Source organism: Paenibacillus sp. UMB7766-LJ446 (assembly GCF_030226665.1).
GTDB lineage: Bacteria > Bacillota > Bacilli > Paenibacillales > Paenibacillaceae > Paenibacillus > Paenibacillus vandeheii.
The window spans coordinates 84,104-103,193 of record NZ_JASOYM010000001.1 but is presented as its reverse complement, the minus strand read 5'-3'; the positions used below and the strand labels follow the sequence as shown (position 1 = coordinate 103,193).

General features: G+C 46.6%; 15 protein-coding genes and 1 pseudogene. 9 read left to right on the top strand and 7 right to left on the bottom strand.

From position 1 onward, the window contains the following. Positions 1–47: 47 nt before the first annotated feature. Positions 48–2,486: a glycosyl hydrolase family 95 catalytic domain-containing protein gene (locus tag QP794_RS00405; protein WP_285074461.1), complete on the bottom strand. Its 2,439-nt coding sequence runs from the start codon at positions 2,484–2,486 to the stop codon at positions 48–50. Between the two features lie 209 nt (positions 2,487–2,695). On the opposite strand from QP794_RS00405, the gene QP794_RS00400 reads away from it, so the two are divergent. Further along, positions 2,696–3,592 (top strand): AraC family transcriptional regulator, encoded by an 897-nt coding sequence (locus QP794_RS00400; protein ID WP_285074459.1) that lies wholly within the window; start codon positions 2,696–2,698, stop codon positions 3,590–3,592. Positions 3,593–3,668: 76 nt separating this feature from the next. Next, on the top strand, positions 3,669–4,622 hold the full coding sequence (locus QP794_RS00395) for a divergent polysaccharide deacetylase family protein (RefSeq protein ID WP_285074457.1): 954 nt from the start codon (positions 3,669–3,671) through the stop codon (positions 4,620–4,622). Here the strand turns inward: QP794_RS00395 and QP794_RS00390 are convergent. Further along, positions 4,597–5,370: an N-acetylmuramoyl-L-alanine amidase family protein gene (locus tag QP794_RS00390; RefSeq protein ID WP_285074455.1), complete on the bottom strand. Its 774-nt coding sequence runs from the start codon at positions 5,368–5,370 to the stop codon at positions 4,597–4,599. The genes QP794_RS00395 and QP794_RS00390 overlap by 26 nt on opposite strands. A gap of 193 nt (positions 5,371–5,563) precedes the next feature. On the opposite strand from QP794_RS00390, the gene QP794_RS00385 reads away from it, so the two are divergent. Further along, the gene (locus QP794_RS00385) at positions 5,564–5,788 is read left to right on the top strand and encodes a YqzE family protein (protein ID WP_079347185.1); all 225 of its coding nucleotides are present in this window, start codon (positions 5,564–5,566) and stop codon (positions 5,786–5,788) included. 102 nt (positions 5,789–5,890) lie between these two features. Here the strand turns inward: QP794_RS00385 and QP794_RS00380 are convergent, their stop codons facing one another. The 3 genes from QP794_RS00380 to QP794_RS00370 all read right to left on the bottom strand — a co-directional run bounded on the left by QP794_RS00380 (position 5,891) and on the right by QP794_RS00370 (position 10,118). Then, positions 5,891–6,940, bottom strand: coding sequence for a hypothetical protein (locus QP794_RS00380; protein WP_285074453.1), 1,050 nt, complete (start codon positions 6,938–6,940; stop codon positions 5,891–5,893). A gap of 185 nt (positions 6,941–7,125) precedes the next feature. Continuing rightward, the gene (locus tag QP794_RS00375) at positions 7,126–8,355 is read right to left on the bottom strand and encodes a YqhG family protein (protein ID WP_285074451.1); all 1,230 of its coding nucleotides are present in this window, start codon (positions 8,353–8,355) and stop codon (positions 7,126–7,128) included. A 2-nt stretch (positions 8,356–8,357) separates the two neighbouring features. Further along, positions 8,358–10,118 (bottom strand): DEAD/DEAH box helicase, encoded by a 1,761-nt coding sequence (locus QP794_RS00370; RefSeq protein ID WP_285074449.1) that lies wholly within the window; start codon positions 10,116–10,118, stop codon positions 8,358–8,360. A 164-nt stretch (positions 10,119–10,282) separates the two neighbouring features. On the opposite strand from QP794_RS00370, the pseudogene QP794_RS00365 reads away from it, so the two are divergent. After that, a pseudogene (locus tag QP794_RS00365) lies at positions 10,283–10,999 on the top strand (HAD family hydrolase); the annotation flags it as partial. Between the two features lie 52 nt (positions 11,000–11,051). Here QP794_RS00365 and msrA read toward each other — a convergent pair. After that, entirely contained in the window at positions 11,052–11,570 is a 519-nt protein-coding gene (gene msrA, locus QP794_RS00360; RefSeq protein ID WP_079347174.1) for a peptide-methionine (S)-S-oxide reductase MsrA, read from the bottom strand. 48 nt (positions 11,571–11,618) lie between these two features. Next, entirely contained in the window at positions 11,619–12,269 is a 651-nt protein-coding gene (locus tag QP794_RS00355; protein ID WP_285074445.1) for a Crp/Fnr family transcriptional regulator, read from the bottom strand. A 111-nt stretch (positions 12,270–12,380) separates the two neighbouring features. Between QP794_RS00355 and QP794_RS00350 the strand changes: the two genes are divergently transcribed. The 5 genes from QP794_RS00350 (at position 12,381) to QP794_RS00330 (ending at position 19,083) form a co-directional block, all read left to right on the top strand. Beyond that, positions 12,381–13,193 (top strand): HAD hydrolase family protein, encoded by an 813-nt coding sequence (locus QP794_RS00350; protein ID WP_285074444.1) that lies wholly within the window; start codon positions 12,381–12,383, stop codon positions 13,191–13,193. 165 nt (positions 13,194–13,358) lie between these two features. Next, positions 13,359–13,919 carry a flavin reductase family protein gene (locus tag QP794_RS00345; RefSeq protein WP_285074442.1) on the top strand — a complete coding sequence of 187 codons (561 nt, stop codon included), beginning with the start codon at positions 13,359–13,361 and terminating at the stop codon, positions 13,917–13,919. Positions 13,920–14,431: 512 nt separating this feature from the next. Then, complete coding sequence (locus QP794_RS00340) at positions 14,432–16,531, top strand: acyltransferase family protein (RefSeq protein ID WP_285074441.1); 2,100 nt, start codon at positions 14,432–14,434, stop codon at positions 16,529–16,531. Between the two features lie 225 nt (positions 16,532–16,756). Next, positions 16,757–18,070, top strand: a complete 1,314-nt coding sequence (locus QP794_RS00335) for an extracellular solute-binding protein (RefSeq protein WP_079347170.1) — start codon at positions 16,757–16,759, stop codon at positions 18,068–18,070. Between the two features lie 134 nt (positions 18,071–18,204). Continuing rightward, positions 18,205–19,083, top strand: a complete 879-nt coding sequence (locus tag QP794_RS00330) for a carbohydrate ABC transporter permease (protein WP_285075175.1) — start codon at positions 18,205–18,207, stop codon at positions 19,081–19,083. Positions 19,084–19,090: the final 7 nt, after the last annotated feature.

Here is a 19,090-nt window from a genome sequence, read left to right as displayed (position 1 = left end):
GATGATCCGGGGCGCTTCTTCTTGTTGACCGCATTCCACACGATGCACTACACCTTCGCTTTAACAATAGTGATAATATCTCCTGTTACTGTTGTGATCTTGCCAATTGGACCAGACAACATATATTGCTCGCCGGATGAAAGAGTGCACATTGCCCCTTCTGTCCAAGGGATATAGAAGGAAAGGGAGCTGCCTGCTTTGCTCTCAATTTCAATCCAATCGGTTTCTCCATCCACGAAAGCCGCACTGACGAGGAATCCACCCACGGCACGGAGGGTGTGGAACTCTGCCCTCTGACCGTTCGGCCAGTTGGGGAAGAAGCGCAGGTTTCCATTATAGCTTTGAAGAAGGCATTCATTGATTACAGCAGGCAGGGCGAAATTTTCGAACCAGATGCCCATGCGGGACATGAAATCGAAGTTGTCCGTGTCAGCATAGCGACCACCGCTCATTAGGACCCGGTCTGTGCAAGTTCCGTTTGGCAGCAGACAATACTGGATTTGACGCGTAAATCGTTCCAAATCCAATACGCCAAGCCGGGCTCCGGCAAGATGATAGAATACCAGTTCATTCCCACCTTCGTTGCGGTGGTTAAGGTAGGAGTTTACTGCGGTCTGGTATTCCTCCTCTGGTGAATGAAGCCCGTGGTCTTCGCCCGGAAATACGGTCGTAATCGGAATCGGGACGTTATACACCACGTCAGGATCCTCACCTTCAACCGACACAAAGACTGGACCCTTGCCGGATTTGGCTGTGGGATAAGAAGGGAAATGGCACAAAATCTCCTTTACATTTTCCAGAAGCTTCTGCTCGGTTTCTACCCTTTCAAGAATATCGCACGCTTGGGTGAACGCATTGAATAGAAACCGTGTCAGTGTCAGGTCAATCAGGCCATCTTTGTTCTTGCCAAAACCGGGTGCAATCTCATACAGCTCCGGTACCACCGTCGGAAAAATGTGATAATTGTCATCTCCCCAGCGTTCCCCCTGTGCTTCTGGGCGTTTCATGTAATCGACCATGAACAGCACGGCTTCTTTCATGGGTTGAAATGCACGATCACGTAGGAACGTCTCGTCCATGGAATATAGATAGTGCCACCATAGACTTTGTACGGTCCAAGGCGTCTCACAGATTTCCCATCCCCAGTGCGGGACAGGGTAGGGCATCATGGACATCTCAACAGGATAGGCTGAGTGTGGGAAATAAGCTCCGCTCAGTCCGTAATAATCCCGTGCCCACGCTCGGCTGACAGGAAGTACATGATCAACCATATCCACGTAAGGAAGATGTTTGTCGAGATGGTTGCTGGAGAATGCGAGCCAGAATGGCTGCTGGGTGTTGTAATTCATGTGGTAATCCCCATGCCAGTCTGCGCCGATGGTTCGATAGCTCCAGTTGGCAAAAAGGCCAGGACAGGTCACGCCCTCTTTGACTGCACAGTTGAAAAAGTACAGATTATGGTACCAGATCCGCTCCAAAAATTCATCTTCCAGTGCGACGGAGGAGCGGCTCCAATAATCTTGCCACTTTGCAGTCGATTCTTCCTTAGCTTGAATGAAGGAGGATAAATCTGGGGGAAGGGCCTCATCATCGATTTCATTATAAAGACCTTCCCATAGCTCTGCGCAGGCCAGAAAGCCGTGCTCATGTATTCCGGAAGGAGAGAGAATGACTTCTGAAATTGGCGTGCGGAAGGGCTGTTCTTCAATCTGGGATAATCCAGATACGGTTACAGCGAGCCGGAAAGCCTTATCTTTTACCTGAGTTACATAAGGCGCAGATGGATGCTCCACATGCGGTAAAATTTGCGTAAATGACTGTGTATTCGTATCTGTATCCGTTATAACTGCTGCTTGAGGGAATTCTGACGGTGTTTCGGGATCAGGAATCAGCTTGACCTCATTGAATAAGGCAGCCAAAGCGCCCGTATCGCCATCGTACACGTTCATCCAGATCCGGTCGCGCTCTGCTTCTACAAAGAGCTCGAATACGACAGGTTTGCCGTCTAAAAGGAAATCAACGGTACAAAGGCCATTGGCAATATCAATGGTATGGCCAATGATTTCAGCCTTTCGTCGATCATATCGCAGTAAAAGAGATCCGCAGGGCATGGGCTTGGGATAAGCTTTACTGTAATTTTGCCCGGCAAGCTTACAATACTGTTTGTACCAAGGATGATCCGTCAATCGTTGTAAGTCGGCTGGAAGAGCAGCAAATCTGTTATAGACCTCTTGGAAAGTCATCAGCTCGTCACGGTGTTCTTCGGCGAGGCGAATATCCCAAACATTGTTGTGTCCAAAATGGAGTAACACGGCGTCAGGTCGGGTTGTTACCACAATGCCCAATCCTCCGTTGCCGAGCAGTGCACCTTCGAAGAAATCCGGTGCAGGACCCGTGAAAGCAATGGGATGCAGCTGGGCCCGCTCATATCCGCTATTCTTATTTACCTCGTGTTTTGTCTGTGTTTGCATATCATTCTTTGGCACAAGTCGTCCTCCTCATGAAAGTCATGCGATGTACAGTTTTTACTGTATCTGAACAGCAGTTTGCTGTATTTAGCAAGACGTCCATGATTTGCACGATAGTCAGGTCAATTGGTACTGCTGATATGTACCTCTAGTGCCGAATTGTACCTTTCGGTCATGAAGATGAAAGGTTAACCTCAAGAGAAACGGAGTCGGAAAGGAAACTTCCCATGGATTTTGCTTCCTTGCATCCCTATGTATATTTGGCGACACGATACCCTTTTGTGAAAGGACAGACGAGTTCTCCGCGAATTTGCTATACCAGCTCCATTTACTTGATTAACGAAGGATATGGGGTTTTAAGTACAAATGGTCACAGCAGCAAGCTTGGTCCAGGTTCCTTGGTCTATATTCCAGCGGGGCAGCTGCATGAATGGGTGGCTGATGCGGAGAATCCTATGATACACCTGTGCTGTTATTTTGATTGGCACTATGTGGAGCGAAAAGCTGTGTTTGATACAGCCTGTCCGATCTGTTATCCGCCGCAGGAGTTGCATCAAGCCTTTGTTGGCCCGGGCTTCCCTTATACGATTAGGGAAAATTCAAAGGTGGAGTCGCTGCGGATTTGGCAGGATCTGTTCCAGGATTTTTATAACAGCGGGTCATACACCAACGAGCAAACCTTTATGCGCAGCTTGATGACTCAGCGTAATTTTCAGACGTTTATTGACTATTTTCTGAACTGCTGCATGCGGAAGGACGATGTAATCGCTGATCGCCGGATAGCCCATATGCTTAAAATGATGGAGCAGGACTTACTTCACGGGGCACCCAGGCCGCTGGAGATCTATTACAAAAACCTCAATATGAGCCGAGGGCATTTTTTCGAGTTGTTTCGAAAATCTACCGGATACTCTCCCATTCAGTATATGAATCAATTTCGTATTGGACGGGCGAAGCATGATCTGCAACATACGTCACTAAGTATCACACAGATCGCAGAGAAATATCATTTTAGCTCCGTTCATTATTTCTCCAGACTCTTTCATCAACTGACAGGTCAGGCCCCGCGCCAATATCGCTCACAGCGGTCCAAGACTGTGGCCTTAGGTGCTCCATTGGAATGAACAGGCTTTTTTTGTCTACATATTCCCCCTTCATTGTTCAAATAATGATGGGACAGAACAAAGGAGGGAACGATGGATGAATAAGGCCGAACGAAAAGGGTGGTCCTGCACCTGGAAATTTAAATTGTCAGTGGTGTTGACAGGTACGATATTAATGGTTTATGGTACGGGCCTTTCTGCCAGCAGTGCGGAATCACAGCTTCGTTCAGGACAGGCACCAGAGCAAGTGATAACGGAGCAATCTTCAATGCAAGTACCTGGGAATTCAACTTCAGGTTATACATCATCAGAAACTCCAGCAAAACCAACCCAGCATAAACGAATGGCGATCATTATTGATGATGCGGGAAATGACATGAAAGGTACTTCTGAAATTTTGGCAACGCCGGTGAAGTTGACGTTGGCCGTGATGCCATTCCTGCAAACGACGAAGAAAGATGCGATTGCGGCGCATGAAAAAGGCATGGATGTCATTGTTCACATGCCCATGGAGCCGAATAAGGGACGACCAGAATGGCTAGGTCCAGGTGCGATCACCTCCAATCTGACGGATGAAGAAGTACGTGATCGAGTGGAGAAGGCCATTGATGAGGTTCCATATGCCATCGGCATGAACAATCATATGGGTTCCAAAATTACGTCTGACAAACGCATCATGTCCATTGTATTGGATGTATGTCGAGAGCGAGGGCTGTTTTTTGTGGATAGTCGTACCAATTTCCGCTCCGTAGTTGGGGAATTGGCCATCACCAAAAATATGCCACCTATCGGCAACGACATTTTTTTGGATGACCATAATTCCAAACAACATATACGCAAACAAATGGATCTGGCGGCCAAGCGTGCCATGGACAAGGATGTGTGTGTCGTGATCGGCCATGTTGGCCATACCGGATTAAATACCTCTGCTGTAGTCCATGAATCCGTCTCCCGACTCAAAGGTCAGATTGAGTTCGTCGGCATTAGCGATCTGGTTCGTGATGTTTGGCATTGGCAAGCCGAGCCTAAACTGCCGACAGATAATAAATAATGCCATTTGCGATGGACTGTGCGATCCGTTTCTGTTGTTTAGGATCACTAATCATCGCGCGATCGCGTGCATTGCTCAGAAATCCGGTTTCAACAATTACAGCGGGTTGCTTCACATGATTTAACAGGTAAAAGGGCTTGCCCCATACGACATCGCGTTGTGTCTCATACAATTGATTAAGTTCATTCTGAATGGAGCTTGCCAGCATGTAGCTGCGTCCTTCATTCTGATACAAAACAACCGGACCTCGTGTAGACGATCTGGGACTCCAATTGGCATGGATACTGACGACGATGTCGGTGCTGACCTCTTCGCTAAGGCTTTTGCGTTGTGCCAAATCCTTGCGATGGCGTGAGCGACTGTTTAACCAGCGATTTTCGTCACTCAGCGCATAATCTCCAAGTCGGTTGATGATGACCGCATAACCCTTGCTGCGAAGCAGGAGATACACCCTTTGGCTAATGGCCAGGTTGATGTCTTTTTCCAGTACTCCGTGGTCTGTTGTTCCACCATCAATGCCGCCGTGACCGACGTCCAGAAGGATTACAGGTGCTGCAAACGCATGATGAGTGGAATGATAGGCATCTCCATCGGTTACCGGCAGCATGGATGGGCTTATGGGTGATCGTTGTGAATACAATGTAGGCAGATTGGTTGGTGTGACTTTCGCCGCATCGGCGTGGGAGTTCACGGGAATGCAACTGATGCTGATTAGCAATGCCATCAATGCGGCCAGCAGCTTATACATGAGAATACACGCTCCTTTTTGGAATAGGCATCTTATGCCATGAAGTAGTGGATGGATACCTTTGGCATTAGACTGTGCATTCTTCTGTTTTTCATACTCCTCCCAGCAAAAAAATGTTTATCGATGATCGCTTCTGCACACAATAGAGGTAACATAAGCCCCGGCTATGCCGGAGCTAAAGGAGGCAAAGGTTATGGCCAAAAGTGATGAGTTGGTGAAATACATCACGCAAAGAGTCGTTCATTATATCGATACACCGAAGGATGAACGTAAAGGACGCACCAAAGCCAAAGAACCGTGGACCATGAAGTGGTTTGGAATGATTCCTTTTGCTGTATCCCTGTGGGTAGGGAAAAAGGAAAAAACGATGAATACGCAGGGGGACATGAAGAAACGAAGCTCCTCCGGTAAAGGGTAAATCAAGAACTAACGCAGGTAGTAGCCTAGCTTCCCCCCCACAGAAAAAGACGCATTCCTATGAAGAACCAGAGGAAGGCGTCTTATTTGTTGTGTAAATCGTTCATGGTTTCACGGCATAGAAATTCCCGTCCCGCAGTAAGGTTTGAAGAGGTACAAATCGTCTTACCGAAGTCTTACCGCCAATAGCTACATACTGATTTTGAACTGTGCCACGATCGTTACGCCAGATCTGATAACCACTGACGGGCAGAGGTCCGCCATATAGGACATTTTGTTGATCCGCAGAGAAAACAATCTTTTTGTGTTCCTTCCATTGCTGATTTAATGTTTTGATTCCGGTGATTGAAACTGCCTTGGATGTGATCCATAACAGATTGTCCGCGGGATCAAACAGCGGTTGCAGGTCCATGGAGTCAACAGATGTTGAGGCGACTTTAGATGTATCATCGGGTGTCATAACGACAGTTTGTCCAGATATTGGTCTTATGGACTTCAATCGTTTCGTAAACTGCTGTGAGTCCGTATCCAGTACATTCAGAACACCGGTTGGAAGGGTATCACCGTTGGTCGCGTCAATGTAGATTGCATCCTGATCAGGTCTTTCGACTTTCCAATAGGCCAGCAAGGGAAAAGCATAACGCAGTTGGAGCTCTCCACCGTCCGTAATTAGATCCTTTAAGTCCAATTGCTGTCTATCCAGGGCTTGATCCAACAAGGAAATGTCATACGGACGTTGTTCTCCCTGACCATATTCGCTAAGCTGCAAATGCCCCTGGTCGTTCGCTGAGATAATCATATAACCTACGGGTGAACCTTCAACATTAGCGTATACAAGCCAGCTGCGCGTCCCTGGCCCGAGGGGGAAAAATTCCAATTGAGCGTAATCCCAACGGTTTCCTCCATGTTCAGTAGCGAGGACGGTGGCTTGCTTGCGTGCAAACTGTTGTACTGCCTCAGGGGCCAACGTGTCGGAATGAAGCTCAGCCGTACTTATGGCAGATGTAAAGGGTTGAAGCGATCTAGACGCATTTTGAATTCCAGCACCTTCGGCTTGCAATAAGGGGAGCAGGGTCATTACACATAGAAGGCACACAGCAATGCCTGTAATTCGTCGCAATACGTTCCACGCAGGGTGGAAGGGTCGTTTCATGCTAAACACCTACTTTTCTAGGGTACATATCATGACAAAAAGGACTTAACATCCCGTTGCATGATCGGTTCTAGTTTCATTCTAGAGGACAAGCTGTGCAAAGGTTGCTGCAACCTGTCGGGCTGCCCATCATGAATAAACACTACTTTTGCCGTCATTTGCGGGAAAAGTAGTGTCTTCGTCGTCTATCTTAAATGAAACATGCCGCTGCTAATGGCGGTCACCTTCACTTTTGGCTCATATTGCCAGATCATCTCGGTACGGCGCGTTTCGTATTGCAGCTTCATAGCTTCACGGTCTAACACCGCTTGTCGGGCTTTATCCTGTTCCGGGTCCGTTTCTGGTTCTGTCTGGGCCTCAGCTTCAGCCGCCAGTTCGACATCAGATCCGGCTGTTACCGTTACACCAGTTGATCCCATGGGCTGTAAATGTACATTCTGGATACGAGAAGGGCCGGAGCGAGAAGTCTGGATATGGACAGAAGGCCCCGTCCCCTCTTGAGCCTGAACAGTTGAACTCCCGTCTGTACTGGAGGCGGAGGTCACATCTACGTCGACCTCGGGGGTGTCCTCTCTAAGGACTGCTTCATAGTACGTATCCACGACAGCCAGTTCCAGATCAAGCCTTTCTTTGGCTTTCTCAGCCCAGCTATAGTCAAGTTCGAGCAAGCGGTTTGTCAAATGGGATTCCAGAGCTGCTCCGGCATCGACTAGCGATATTTTGGCGGTCTGTACATGCATGTTCTCAGCCAGTCTTGGGCTAAGGTCACGCCTGTTCAGCTTCGAGCCGAACTTCTCGACAATTTCCCCTGTTCTGAGGGAGATGCCGATAAAATGAAGTTCCTCCTTTTTTAAATCACAGGCAAATTCCACTTTAAAACACACACCAAGCCATGGCTCATATACTGCTGGTGCGGTAGCACGCAATTGCCGTTTTGCAGCTTGTTCGAACAGGTTGACAAATGCGCCGCCTTCACGCGCTGCATTGAAAATTTGTTGCAACCTGCGGCTGCCGTATACAACATCTTCTTTTAAAATCCGTCCGGGTCCCAGCTGAGGCAGAGAAGGGACAATACCGAAGTACCGACCTAGAATAGTTTCTTTGGGAGCCTCGGGGCTACCGGGATCGGCACCTGGTGGGGGTGGAGGAGCTAACTGTGCAGCCTTTGCTTCCTCAGTTTCCAGTGCCTGTTGATAGGCATCCGGATCAAAGACAAAGGTAAAGGACATCGTTTCCGCAGGTGCTCCGGTTCGCTCCACAAATCCCCAATAATACGGACGATTGGTTAACGCCTTGTCGGCTTCAGGTGAAAGCTTTACCGTAACGTGGGCAGGGGAACGCTCCATAATCTGACAATCTAGTGTTTCCAGGTAAGTGAGCACATACGCCTGCACTTCATGGGGTGACATGGTCATGATCAGAGGCCTCCTTTGCGAAGGTCAAGCCCCGATACGACTGGTGCCTCATCTGCGACTTCACGCTGAATGGAATTCAGCGATTGTCCAAGCGAATCCATTTTACGGCGGATATCTTCTTCGTTCTGTGATTCAAGCATGATTTTGTACAAACTTTTTTCGATGGATTCCTTCTTCTCCAGCCGCTCCAGAATGACATCCAATCCACCAATGACCATCTCGAACATATTGATCTTCTCATGAAGCAGGTTCAGAATATGCTCCTCGATTGTGCCTGTCGTCGAAAGGTTGTAGATGTTCACATCATTCTGCTGTCCCAGTCGGTGTACGCGACCGATCCGCTGCTCGACACGCATGGGATTCCAAGGCAGGTCGAAGTTGATCATGTGATGGCAAAATTGCAGGTTGATGCCTTCACCGCCCGCTTCGGTGGCAATCATCGCCTGTACGCGGCCGCGGAAGAGGTCCATCATCCAGTCTTTTTTACCCCGATTCATGCCGCCACGGTAGGGAACAGCGGTTAGGCCGTTGTTGCGAAAATAATTGAGCAAGTACTCCTGCGTGGCACGGTATTCGGTGAAAATAATAACCTTCTCATTCATTTCACGAACGAGTTCCATTGTTTTTTCCGCTTTGGTATTTTCCTTGATCGCTTTAATATGGGCAACGAGCTCCCAAATCTTGTCTCGAAGCGGAGAGTCCAGTGGAAGTTTCTTGGACAGATTGACCAGGGTTACAAACACGGCATCCCGGCTGCTGCACACTTCGCGCTGCAACGTCACCAGGGAGAGCATGCTACTCAAGTTGCCGCCCGCTTCCTGATACTGATCTTTCACAAAAGAGGTTACACCATCGTAAAGGGCCTGTTCTTCAGCAGATAGCTGCAAATTCACATTGGATACGTTCCGTTTGGTGAACTGCACAGGTCCTTCTCCGCGTCGGTTACGGATCATGACTTTGGACAGCTCATCCTTGAGCTGATCCTGATTTTTTGGAATACGTTTGTCGACGACAAAATTGGCTGCAAAATCACCCTGACGGCCAAGCTGTCCCGGTTTGAGCAGGTTAATGAGATTGAACAGCTCACTCATGTCATTCTGAACCGGCGTAGCCGTGAGCAGCAGGCAGTACTTTTTCCGCAATTTCAGCATGAATTGATAGTTGGTCGTTTTTTTATTTTTGAGCTTATGCGCTTCATCGATAATTATCATGTCGTAATCGGTATTCAGCAGCAAATCCTTATGGGGGTCACGCTTCGCTGTATCCATAGAGGCAACCACGATTTCATTTTGCCAGGAATAGGCCTTTTTCTGTGCAACCGCAGGGATGCCAAATTTGGAATTCAGCTCCCGGACCCATTGCAGCACAAGGGATGCAGGCACGAGAATCAGAACTTTGGATACGAGTCCACGAATCATATATTCTTTCAAAATCAGGCCAGCTTCTATCGTTTTGCCAAGTCCAACCTCATCGGCAAGAATGGCACGGCCTGACATTTCAAACAGTACTTTACGTGCAGTGTCCATCTGGTGTGGAAGAGGGGTGAGTCCCTGTAAATGCTTCAGACACTGGATTTCATCAAAGTTGGGAATCAGATTCGTCTCTTCCGCTTGAATGCCAAGTTGAAAGAGTCTGTAATCACCCCAAGGGCCGCCTTTATCAAGTCTGGACTCCAATTGGGTTAGCCAGCTGCGATCGAATTCAAGTGGAACGGGTAGTTCTGCTGCAGGTTGATTGAGATGATACGGGTTTTTCCGGTTCATGGTGCTTCCTCCCCTGCCATACGTGATGACGTTTTATTCGTAGGTCATAGTATGGACGAATGAGAGGCAGTTCATAACCAACCTTCGAATAAGGGGCGATTTTAATCAGGGAATCTGGAAGGGTTGTCAAATGATAGGTATTCACGTATGTTGATGAATAGTGACTTTACCTAAGTAGAGTGACGAGTTTATCTCAAGATGATTCTGGTTATAAAGGGAGGAATTTGTTCATGCTTTCATTGATTTTTGATATGGATGGTACGCTATTTCAGACAGATCGAATATTAGAAACTTCTTTGCATGATACTTTTAATCATCTGAGATCAAAGGGGTTATGGGATCAGAATACACCGATAGAAAAGTATCGTGAAATTATGGGAGTTCCTTTGCCCGTCGTTTGGGAGACTTTATTGCCCGACTACTCGGACCAAATCAGACAACAAGCCAATGAATGGTTTCATGAGAAGTTGATTGCGAATATCGAGTCAGGCCAAGGTGCACTTTATCCGTACGTAGAAGAGTTCTTTCAATACTGCAAAGAGAAGAGCATGCCGATATACATAGCGAGTAATGGACAAATCGAATACTTGAGTGCCATCGTAAACTATTATCATTTGGATGAGTGGGTAACCGAAACATTCAGTATACAGCAGATTTCATCACAGAATAAGTCTGATCTCGTACGCGCCATCGTGGAGAAATATAAGATCACTAAAGGGTTGGTAATCGGGGATCGATTGTCTGACATTAGGGCTGCGAAGGACAATGATTTAATCTCCATCGGATGTAATTTTGACTTTGCTCAAGCCGACGAATTAGCTCAGGCGGATCAGGTTATTGATAACATCAGAGACTTGAAGGCCTTAATCGATGTACTGTAAAAAGGATGCAACAAAAAAGCGGCCACCTGTGCCGCTTTATAACTTAAAGAAATTAGCTCCAATATTTCTTGATAATTTCATCACGTCCGGAGTAAATCCGGGATTCTTTATAATATTTCGGATCTTTGCGATGGAAATTTTGATGATATTCTTCTGCCGGATAAAATACGGAGGCTTCCTCAATGGCTGTAACGACAGGTTTATCGAATCGGCCTGTTTTGCCCAGTTCCTCTCTTGATTTGAGGGCCAATTGGTGCTGCTCTTCATTATGATACAGGATAGCAGCCCGATATTGGCTCTTGCGATCATTACCTTGTCCAGTCGCATCTGTTGGATCGATCTGCGGCCAGTACAGTTCAAGTAATTTCTCATATGGGAAAATGGCTGGATCAAAAGAAATTTGCACGACTTCCAAATGTCCCGTTTCTCCGGTCAATACTTGCTCATATGTAGGGTTTTCTACGGTTCCACCCATGTATCCGGATATAATCCCGTGAATGCCGGGCTGCTCTTCAAAAGGACTTACCATACACCAGAAACATCCCCCGGCAAACGTTGCTTTTTCAATCATTGCTAATCCCCATTTCTCAGTTGTGTTTAATCAAGATTACTATGAATGCTAGTCATAACGCAATCCATTTGATAGTTCATCCAGCCGCTCCCAATCCAGCACAACAAAACCTTTTCTTTTTTTGCAGAGTATGTCCAAATCGGACAGTTTCTGAATGAGGCGATTTAAGTGTCGGGGCGTTGTACCGATCACGGAGGCTATGTCCGGAATATGGGGTGTGCTGATTTCCTTTCCGAACTCTTTGGGCAGACGAGTGGACATCAAATAGATGGCAAGCCGTTCTTCAACGGAGGCGAGTGAGTTGATTCGGGATGCCGCTGTACATGTCTGCAATTTATAGGACAGATGTTTGAGCAGTTCATTCAAAAAACGATAATCCTGCATTAAATTTCGTTCAACGGTTTGTATGTCTATAAACAGGAATTTGGAGGGTTGCATCGCCTGAACCTGTGACTGTACAACCACTTTCTGAATTAATTCAATATCACCAAAGATAGACAAGGGGTGACAGAAACGCAGCAAAAGAGATTTGCCAGTCTCTACACTTGAGGAGACTCTGGTCAGCCCTTCTACTTGAAAGTAAAGTCCATCCAGTTCATTACCTTCCTCAAGAACATATTCGTCTGAATCATACTCCCGAAGCTGAAATTGAAGCGCAGCAGCGTCAGTAAAGATATGATCCAAATTAATAAGCGACATATAAGGTTGTATTTTTTTGTGTTCCCTGTACATTTTCATTTTTTCACCTCAAATGGACATCGGTCCTTTTCATTATATATGAACTTGATATGATTATAATAACGAGGGGGAATGATGATGAAGTTTGTGTTTGATCTGGATGGAACGATCTGTTTTAAGGGGAAACCATTAAGCAGAGAAATGGTTCAGACATTGGACTTTCTAATGGAGAAAGGTCATGAACTTATTTTTGCATCTGCACGACCGATCCGCGATTTATTGCCTATTCTGCCTGTCCATATGCAGCAGTTTCCAATGGTAGGTGGGAATGGAGGGTTTGTGTATCGCAGTGGGCTTGAGATTTCAACAGTTTATTTGGAAGCCTCCATTGCAGACCATATACTGGCGTTATTGAAGCAGCATGAAGCAGAATATCTAATTGATTGTCAATGGGACTACTGTTACTCAGGCAACCCGGAGCATCCGATTCGAAGAAATCTGGATCCTGGGTGCAGAGCGAAGAACGTGCTGCTGGAAGAATTAACCGAGATTGTGAAGGTAGTTGTCTTAAGCAGCCGTAATCATCAGGAAATGCTGAAGGCATTGCACAACCTTCCTGTCGTTACCTACATGCATGGAACAGAGAATATCATTGATATCAGTCCTAAAGGTGTCAATAAATGGACAGGTTTGCAAGCACTCGGGGTATCTCCGTATGAATTCATTGCTTTTGGCAATGATGCGAATGATATTCCCATGTTCGAGTATGCCAGTCGTTCCATTTGTGTTGGGCAGCATGAGCAACTTGCTCAGATTGCGAGTGAGCGGGTAATCAATCAGGAGAAGGAAGTCATCGACAGAATTATTGAAATTGCAGAAAGATTGGATGAAGAGAGCAGCGTATTCGACGAAACAATAGTAGAGATTGAAAATATGGCGACATGATTATAACTATCTTCAAATAATAAATATCCCACTTCTAAATGTAAAATGAGATTTGTGATACAGAAAGTAATTCTTTTTCATCCTTTACTTATATTGTATAATAATGGATGAGAAAGTGTCTTTTACAGCTTTGAGGCTGATTGATAACGAAGAAGAGGTGATCAGGTGCGGAAACCGATAGATGAACCCTTGTTTTATTCATATCCCGGAATGGTAGCGGTCGTGACATCCCGTCATAAGGAATTGCAGAATGTCATGGCCTCAGGCTGGCATACCTATATTGGATCGTCTCCTGGAATTTACGGGATATCGCTGCGGAAGGAAACGTACTCTTATGAGTTGATTGAGCAGAGTGGAGCTTTCGGAGTACATTTTCTTCCGGGTCATCATTCGGAGTGGATACAGGCTGCGGGAACCTTCAGTGGAAGAGACACAGATAAATTCTCGAAATTCGGGATTACATACGAAGAAGGAATCAAAGTGAATGTACCGATTCTAACCGAAGCTTACTTTGCTTATGAATGCAAGGTCATGGATATAACGACGTATGGAGATCATGAATGGATTGCAGGCGAAGTGTTACAACGGTATCAAGACCCCGAATACTTCCTGGACAATGGAATGGTTAATTTGGATAAATTGCAAATTCCAATGTACATAGGACGATCCTCTTATCGAATCCTTGATGGGGGCGCGGAAGAGAAGATTCATCCGTTTTACCTCTAGGGTCCTAGGCACCAAGATGCAATTATGAGCAAAACTTTCAATCCGGCAAGAGATAGGTTTATAATGGTTATTGGCTGCTGAGCAAGTCGGCAGCCTTTTCCTATTGTTCGTTTATCTATTTCAGTCCCAACAGGGGGCTGCTCATATATGCAATAAAAGGTAAGGTAATATTAGCCATTCCATGAAAAATGCTGTATTTAACAATAAAATTAGAGTATGATTTTACAGCTGTATAAGCTTGGCAGGAAAGGTTACATCGTTTCACTGGATTGTAACTATTACTGTAATTTGTGATGTTTCTTTCGGGCGTATAATGCTAAACGGGAGATAACGACAAAGATATAAAGAGATCGTACTCATAAAGCATCATGGTTAAGTACTACGTCTTCTTTATGTTCTAAATGAATGATGGAAGGTGCAATACGTATGTTAATGACAACCAGAACCACAAGGAGTTCTCGAACGCCCCAGACATGGATGATGTCGACTCACATTGTCAAGGAGGGGCTCGCATGTCACAATCGTTGAAAAGCAAGCGGCATATGAACGGACTGGATGGTTTACGAGCCATCGCAGTGCTTGCAGTTATAGGGTATCATCTGAATTTAGGTTTTATTCCGGGCGGTTTGCTCGGTGTGGGGATTTTCTTTGTTCTCTCCGGGTATTTGATTACAGACATTCTTTTGACACAATGGCAGGAGCATGGCCGGATATCCCTCGGTGATTTCTGGGTGCGAAGAGTAAGGCGCTTGCTACCCGGCATGATCACGATGACAGCAGGGGTGATGATTTGGCTGCTCTGCACAGATCCATCTCGACTCGCTGCCTTGCGTGGAGACATTGTCTCGGGAATATTATACATAAGCAATTGGTGGTATATCTTTCATAACGTTTCCTATTTCGAAAGTTTCGGCCCTCCATCACCCTTTGGACATTTCTGGTCGCTCGCTGTGGAAGAACAGTTTTATATCGTATGGCCCCTTCTACTGGTGGCAGCAATCGTCTTGTTCAAAAGAAAGGGATGGCTGGTCGTCTTTATTGTTGTAGCAGCTGAATTGTCTGCTGGTGCAATGGCCATCATGTATAATCCGGATCTGGACCCGAGCCGTGTTTATTATGGAACGGATACAAGAGCATTTGCCTTACTGGCTGGCGCAGCACTGGCCGTGGTATGGCCAAGTCGCAAGCTATCATCGTCCCTTGCCAGCATGAATCGACTTGTTCTGGATGTGACAGGCTTAGCTGCGCTGGCTTTGTTAATTTACATGATGCTGAACACCAGCGAGTACGACCCTTCATTGTATCGAGGAGGAATGGTGCTTCAGGCCATAGCGACGACATTGCTCGTAGCTGTATTGGCTCATCCTTCATCCGTCCTGGCACGGATCATTGGCGCTAAGCCATTGCGTTGGATCGGGGAACGATCCTATGGATTATATTTGTGGCATTATCCTGTCATTATTCTAACGAGTCCAACAGTAGATACAGGTGGAGCGCATCCTGTCCGAATGGTTTTGCAGGTTGCAGCAACGGTTGCACTGGCCTCCTTGTCACTTAAATATATTGAGAATCCAATTCGTCATAACGGTTTTCGGGATACTTGGTCCCGGTTATGGGGAAGAGATCGAAATGCAACAGGAATACGTAACGTATGGTGGAAGCGCGCTGGATTGCTGATGAGCGTTCTACTGATGTCGTTTACCGTGTCACAGATGATGATTACGTCTGCTGCGAACTCTGACTCCCATTCGGTATCGATGTCGGCTACGCTGAATGGAGAACACTCCGTAACGGAGGAAAAAGGACAGGACGTCCTTCCAGCGACAGTGAGCACTTCCGGCACTTCCGGGACCGACCAACCTGCGCCACAGAAAAACGATAAACCAGCGGCGAACACTGTAGATCCACCTGGTGAAGGAGAACAGCAAACGACGAAGCCGGAAAAAGAACCCGAACCTGAGAAAGCAAGTTCAGGTGAGGAAAAAGGATCAACTCCTGGTGACTCAAACCATGTTATTGGTAAATCCAAAGGCAGCATCGGCAATCCGGGGAATCCAGAAGACAAAGGTAATGAACAACCGGATGATCCTGTCAATACGTCAGATTCGTCCACAGAGGAGGGGGAGACAGCTCCTCCAGCCAAAGACGGGAAGATTCATTATACGGTCATTGGGGATTCGGTTATTTTGGACGCGAAGCCTTATCTTGAACAAACCATTTCGGGCGTTCACGTGGATGGTCATATCGGCCGTCAGATGTGGGAGGCTGCCGATGTACTGGATGGCCTGAAGAGAAATAACCAAATGGGCAGTCAGGTTGTGCTGGAACTAGGGACGAACGGTTCATTCAATTCCAAGAGTTTGAATTCAGTGCTGGATTATTTGAAAGATGAAGAACATGTTTATCTGGTTACCGTGCGAGTTCCTCGCCCATGGGAACGAACGGTGAATAAAGCACTGAACGAAGCAGCTTCCGATTACAGCAATGTATCTCTTATTGATTGGCACACTGCAAGTGAAGGGCATGACGAATATTTTGAAAAAGATGGTGTACATCTGACCAAGGAAGGTTCGGAAGCTTTTGCAGCACTTGTGAAAGACAGTATGAAATAAATCAGAACTTATCTATTCATTTATTTATAAGCATGAATGATATATGAGTACAAATTCAACAAAGAGCTCTCATTTTGAGGGCTCTTTTTATATGGAAGCAAAGATTGAAGGATCCACCAGGTATCCGATATTTTTCACCCCTGCATCCGTGCATCGTCACCTTACAAAATGATAGCGTCACCATTTACAATAAGTGTATTCAAATTGCCAAGGGGGACTATAAAGATGTTGAAAAAATGGCTTTCGGGAATGTTGGTAATGGCGTTGTTTTCCATCGTTCTGGCTGGTTGCGGCGGCGGGGAAAGCTCAGAAGGCAGCGACAGCAAGGATAAAGTAACCGTCACCATCTGGCACAACTGGACTGGACAAGATGCCAAAGCGGTGGCGATGCGCAAAATCATTGAAGACTTCCGTGGGTCGCACCCGGATATTGAAGTGGTGGATGAAGGTCTGCCGACAGATGGCCTCAAAACAAGGCTCCGGACGGTAGCAGCGGCTAATGAAATGCCGGATCTGTTCGTCATGTGGCCGGATGCGATGACCAAGGAGTTTGTGAAGGGGGATCTGCTGCAGCCGATCAATGCCGAGCTGGACGCGAAGCCGGAATGGAAAGACAACTTTATTCCGAACGCCCTGGATGGATATACGGTCGATGGGGATATTTACTCGGTACCGATGAATCTCGCACCCACATCCTTTATTTATTACAATGAAGCACTGTTCAAGCAGTACAACGTGAAAGTACCTGAAACATGGGCTGAGTTGGAGCAGGCCTTTGCTATATTTAATGAGAACAAAATCATACCGATCGCACTGGGGAACAAAGCCAATTGGGTGGCCCAATCCACCATCTTCAGTACATTGGCTGACCGGGTAACTGGCACAGACTGGTTCTTAAAGGCAGCAGCCCAGGATGGGGCCAGCTTTACAGACCCACAGTTCATCCAGGCGCTGGACAAAATGCAGGAACTCGGTAACAGCAAAGCCTTTCAGGATGGCTTCAACAGTATTGACGAAACACAGATGATGCAGCTGTACTTCCAGGGGAAAGCAGCGATGGTGATGAACGGTGGATGGGCATTGGCCAACCTTGTCAACAACGCACCGGAAGACATTTTGAACAATACACATATTACAATTTTACCAGCAGTAGATGGAGGCCAAGGTGAGGCCAGAACGACATCTGGCGTTGTAGGGACTGGCTTGGGTGTAAGCAAAAAGTTAAGCGGTGCCCAGAAGGATGCGGCCATGGAGCTGTTCTACGCTTTGGCAGGTCCTGACGGTCAGAAGGCAACTCTGGATAGCAGCACGCTGGTCAGCTACAAGATTGATCTGGATAAATCCAAAGCCCATCCATTGTTTGTGGAACTCTATGACTTAATGCAGGAGGTGAAAATTACTCCGGTGTATGATTCCAAGCTAGGTTCTGCAACCGTAGAGGTTATCAATAATGGATTGCAGGAGCTATTAATGGGTGGCAAAGCCGCAGACATCGCGAATAAAATTCAGGCGTCCCAAGCCAATGCAGTCGGAAATTAAGTCATAGGTTTCCCGATTTTGGAGCGTTAAGATGCATTACGGTAAGATTTAAACCCCTTCCCGCCAGGGGAGGGGTTTTACAATGATATCAAGAGTTGTTTTTGCCAAAGGTTTGATGAAAGGAAGTGAGCAAATTGAACGCATTGCGCAGTCGACGTTTTATAATGCTGGGGCTCGCTCCGGCAGTTGTGATTTACGCTTTGTTTGTATTTGTGCCGGTTGTATGGTCAGCGTACTATGGATTCTTCAACTGGTCGGGGATCGGTGAATCAAAATATATCGGACTGGATAACTATGTGGAAATATGGCATGATCCCGTATTTTGGCGGGCACTGAAAAACAACGTCATTTTTGTTCTGGCCTCGGTATTTGGGCAAATTCCGTTAGCGTTGATGCTGGCGGTCATTTTGCACAAAAGCAATCCGTTACAGCGTTTCCTGCGTTCAGCCGTATTTCTGCCGATGGTATTATCCACCGTAGTTATCGGTATGATCTGGCAATATATCTATCATCCGCAAATCGGGATACTGAACTTCCTGCTGGATGCATTGGGTCTGGAAGGCTGGAAGCTGCAGTGGCTTTCGGATGACAAAATTGCGATTTTCTCCCTGGTGCCACCACTGCTCTGGAGTTTTGTCGGTTTGTACCTGATTATTTTTATCTCGGCGCTGCAAAATATTCCTGGTGAAATACATGACGCTGCCAAGATTGACGGTGCTTCCGGAATCCGCAAGCTGGTTTCCATTTCTTTGCCCATGATCTGGGGAACGGTTCAGGTGGCGATCATTCTATGTATCTCGGGCAGCCTGAAATCATTCGATCTGGTGTACATCATGACCAAAGGCGGCCCGGCACATGCGACAGAGCTGCTTGCAACGTATATGTATAATTCAACCTTTACAACGTACCGCTATGGCTTCGGGAGCGCTATCTCGACCACCATCGTGCTAATTTCCCTGCTGCTTATCGGAACAAGCCAGTGGGCGACAAGTCGTAAGAAAAAAGAGAATTAGGAGAGAG

What these genes read in the sequence shown, in the direction of transcription:
- QP794_RS00390 (WP_285074455.1), bottom strand. Translation starts at nt 5,370, where the DNA reads ATGTATAAGCTGCTGGCCGCATTGATGGCATTGCTAATCAGCATCAGT.
- QP794_RS00380 (WP_285074453.1), bottom strand. Translation starts at nt 6,940, where the DNA reads ATGAAACGACCCTTCCACCCTGCGTGGAACGTATTGCGACGAATTACA.
- QP794_RS00375 (WP_285074451.1), bottom strand. Translation starts at nt 8,355, where the DNA reads ATGACCATGTCACCCCATGAAGTGCAGGCGTATGTGCTCACTTACCTG.
- QP794_RS00350 (WP_285074444.1), top strand. Translation starts at nt 12,381, where the DNA reads ATGATGATGAAGTTTGTGTTTGATCTGGATGGAACGATCTGTTTTAAG.
- QP794_RS00340 (WP_285074441.1), top strand. Translation starts at nt 14,432, where the DNA reads ATGTCACAATCGTTGAAAAGCAAGCGGCATATGAACGGACTGGATGGT.
- QP794_RS00400 (WP_285074459.1), top strand. Translation starts at nt 2,696, where the DNA reads ATGGATTTTGCTTCCTTGCATCCCTATGTATATTTGGCGACACGATAC.
- QP794_RS00395 (WP_285074457.1), top strand. Translation starts at nt 3,669, where the DNA reads ATGAATAAGGCCGAACGAAAAGGGTGGTCCTGCACCTGGAAATTTAAA.
- QP794_RS00355 (WP_285074445.1), bottom strand. Translation starts at nt 12,269, where the DNA reads ATGTCGCTTATTAATTTGGATCATATCTTTACTGACGCTGCTGCGCTT.
- msrA (WP_079347174.1), bottom strand. Translation starts at nt 11,570, where the DNA reads ATGATTGAAAAAGCAACGTTTGCCGGGGGATGTTTCTGGTGTATGGTA.
- QP794_RS00335 (WP_079347170.1), top strand. Translation starts at nt 16,757, where the DNA reads ATGTTGAAAAAATGGCTTTCGGGAATGTTGGTAATGGCGTTGTTTTCC.
- QP794_RS00370 (WP_285074449.1), bottom strand. Translation starts at nt 10,118, where the DNA reads ATGAACCGGAAAAACCCGTATCATCTCAATCAACCTGCAGCAGAACTA.
- QP794_RS00385 (WP_079347185.1), top strand. Translation starts at nt 5,564, where the DNA reads ATGGCCAAAAGTGATGAGTTGGTGAAATACATCACGCAAAGAGTCGTT.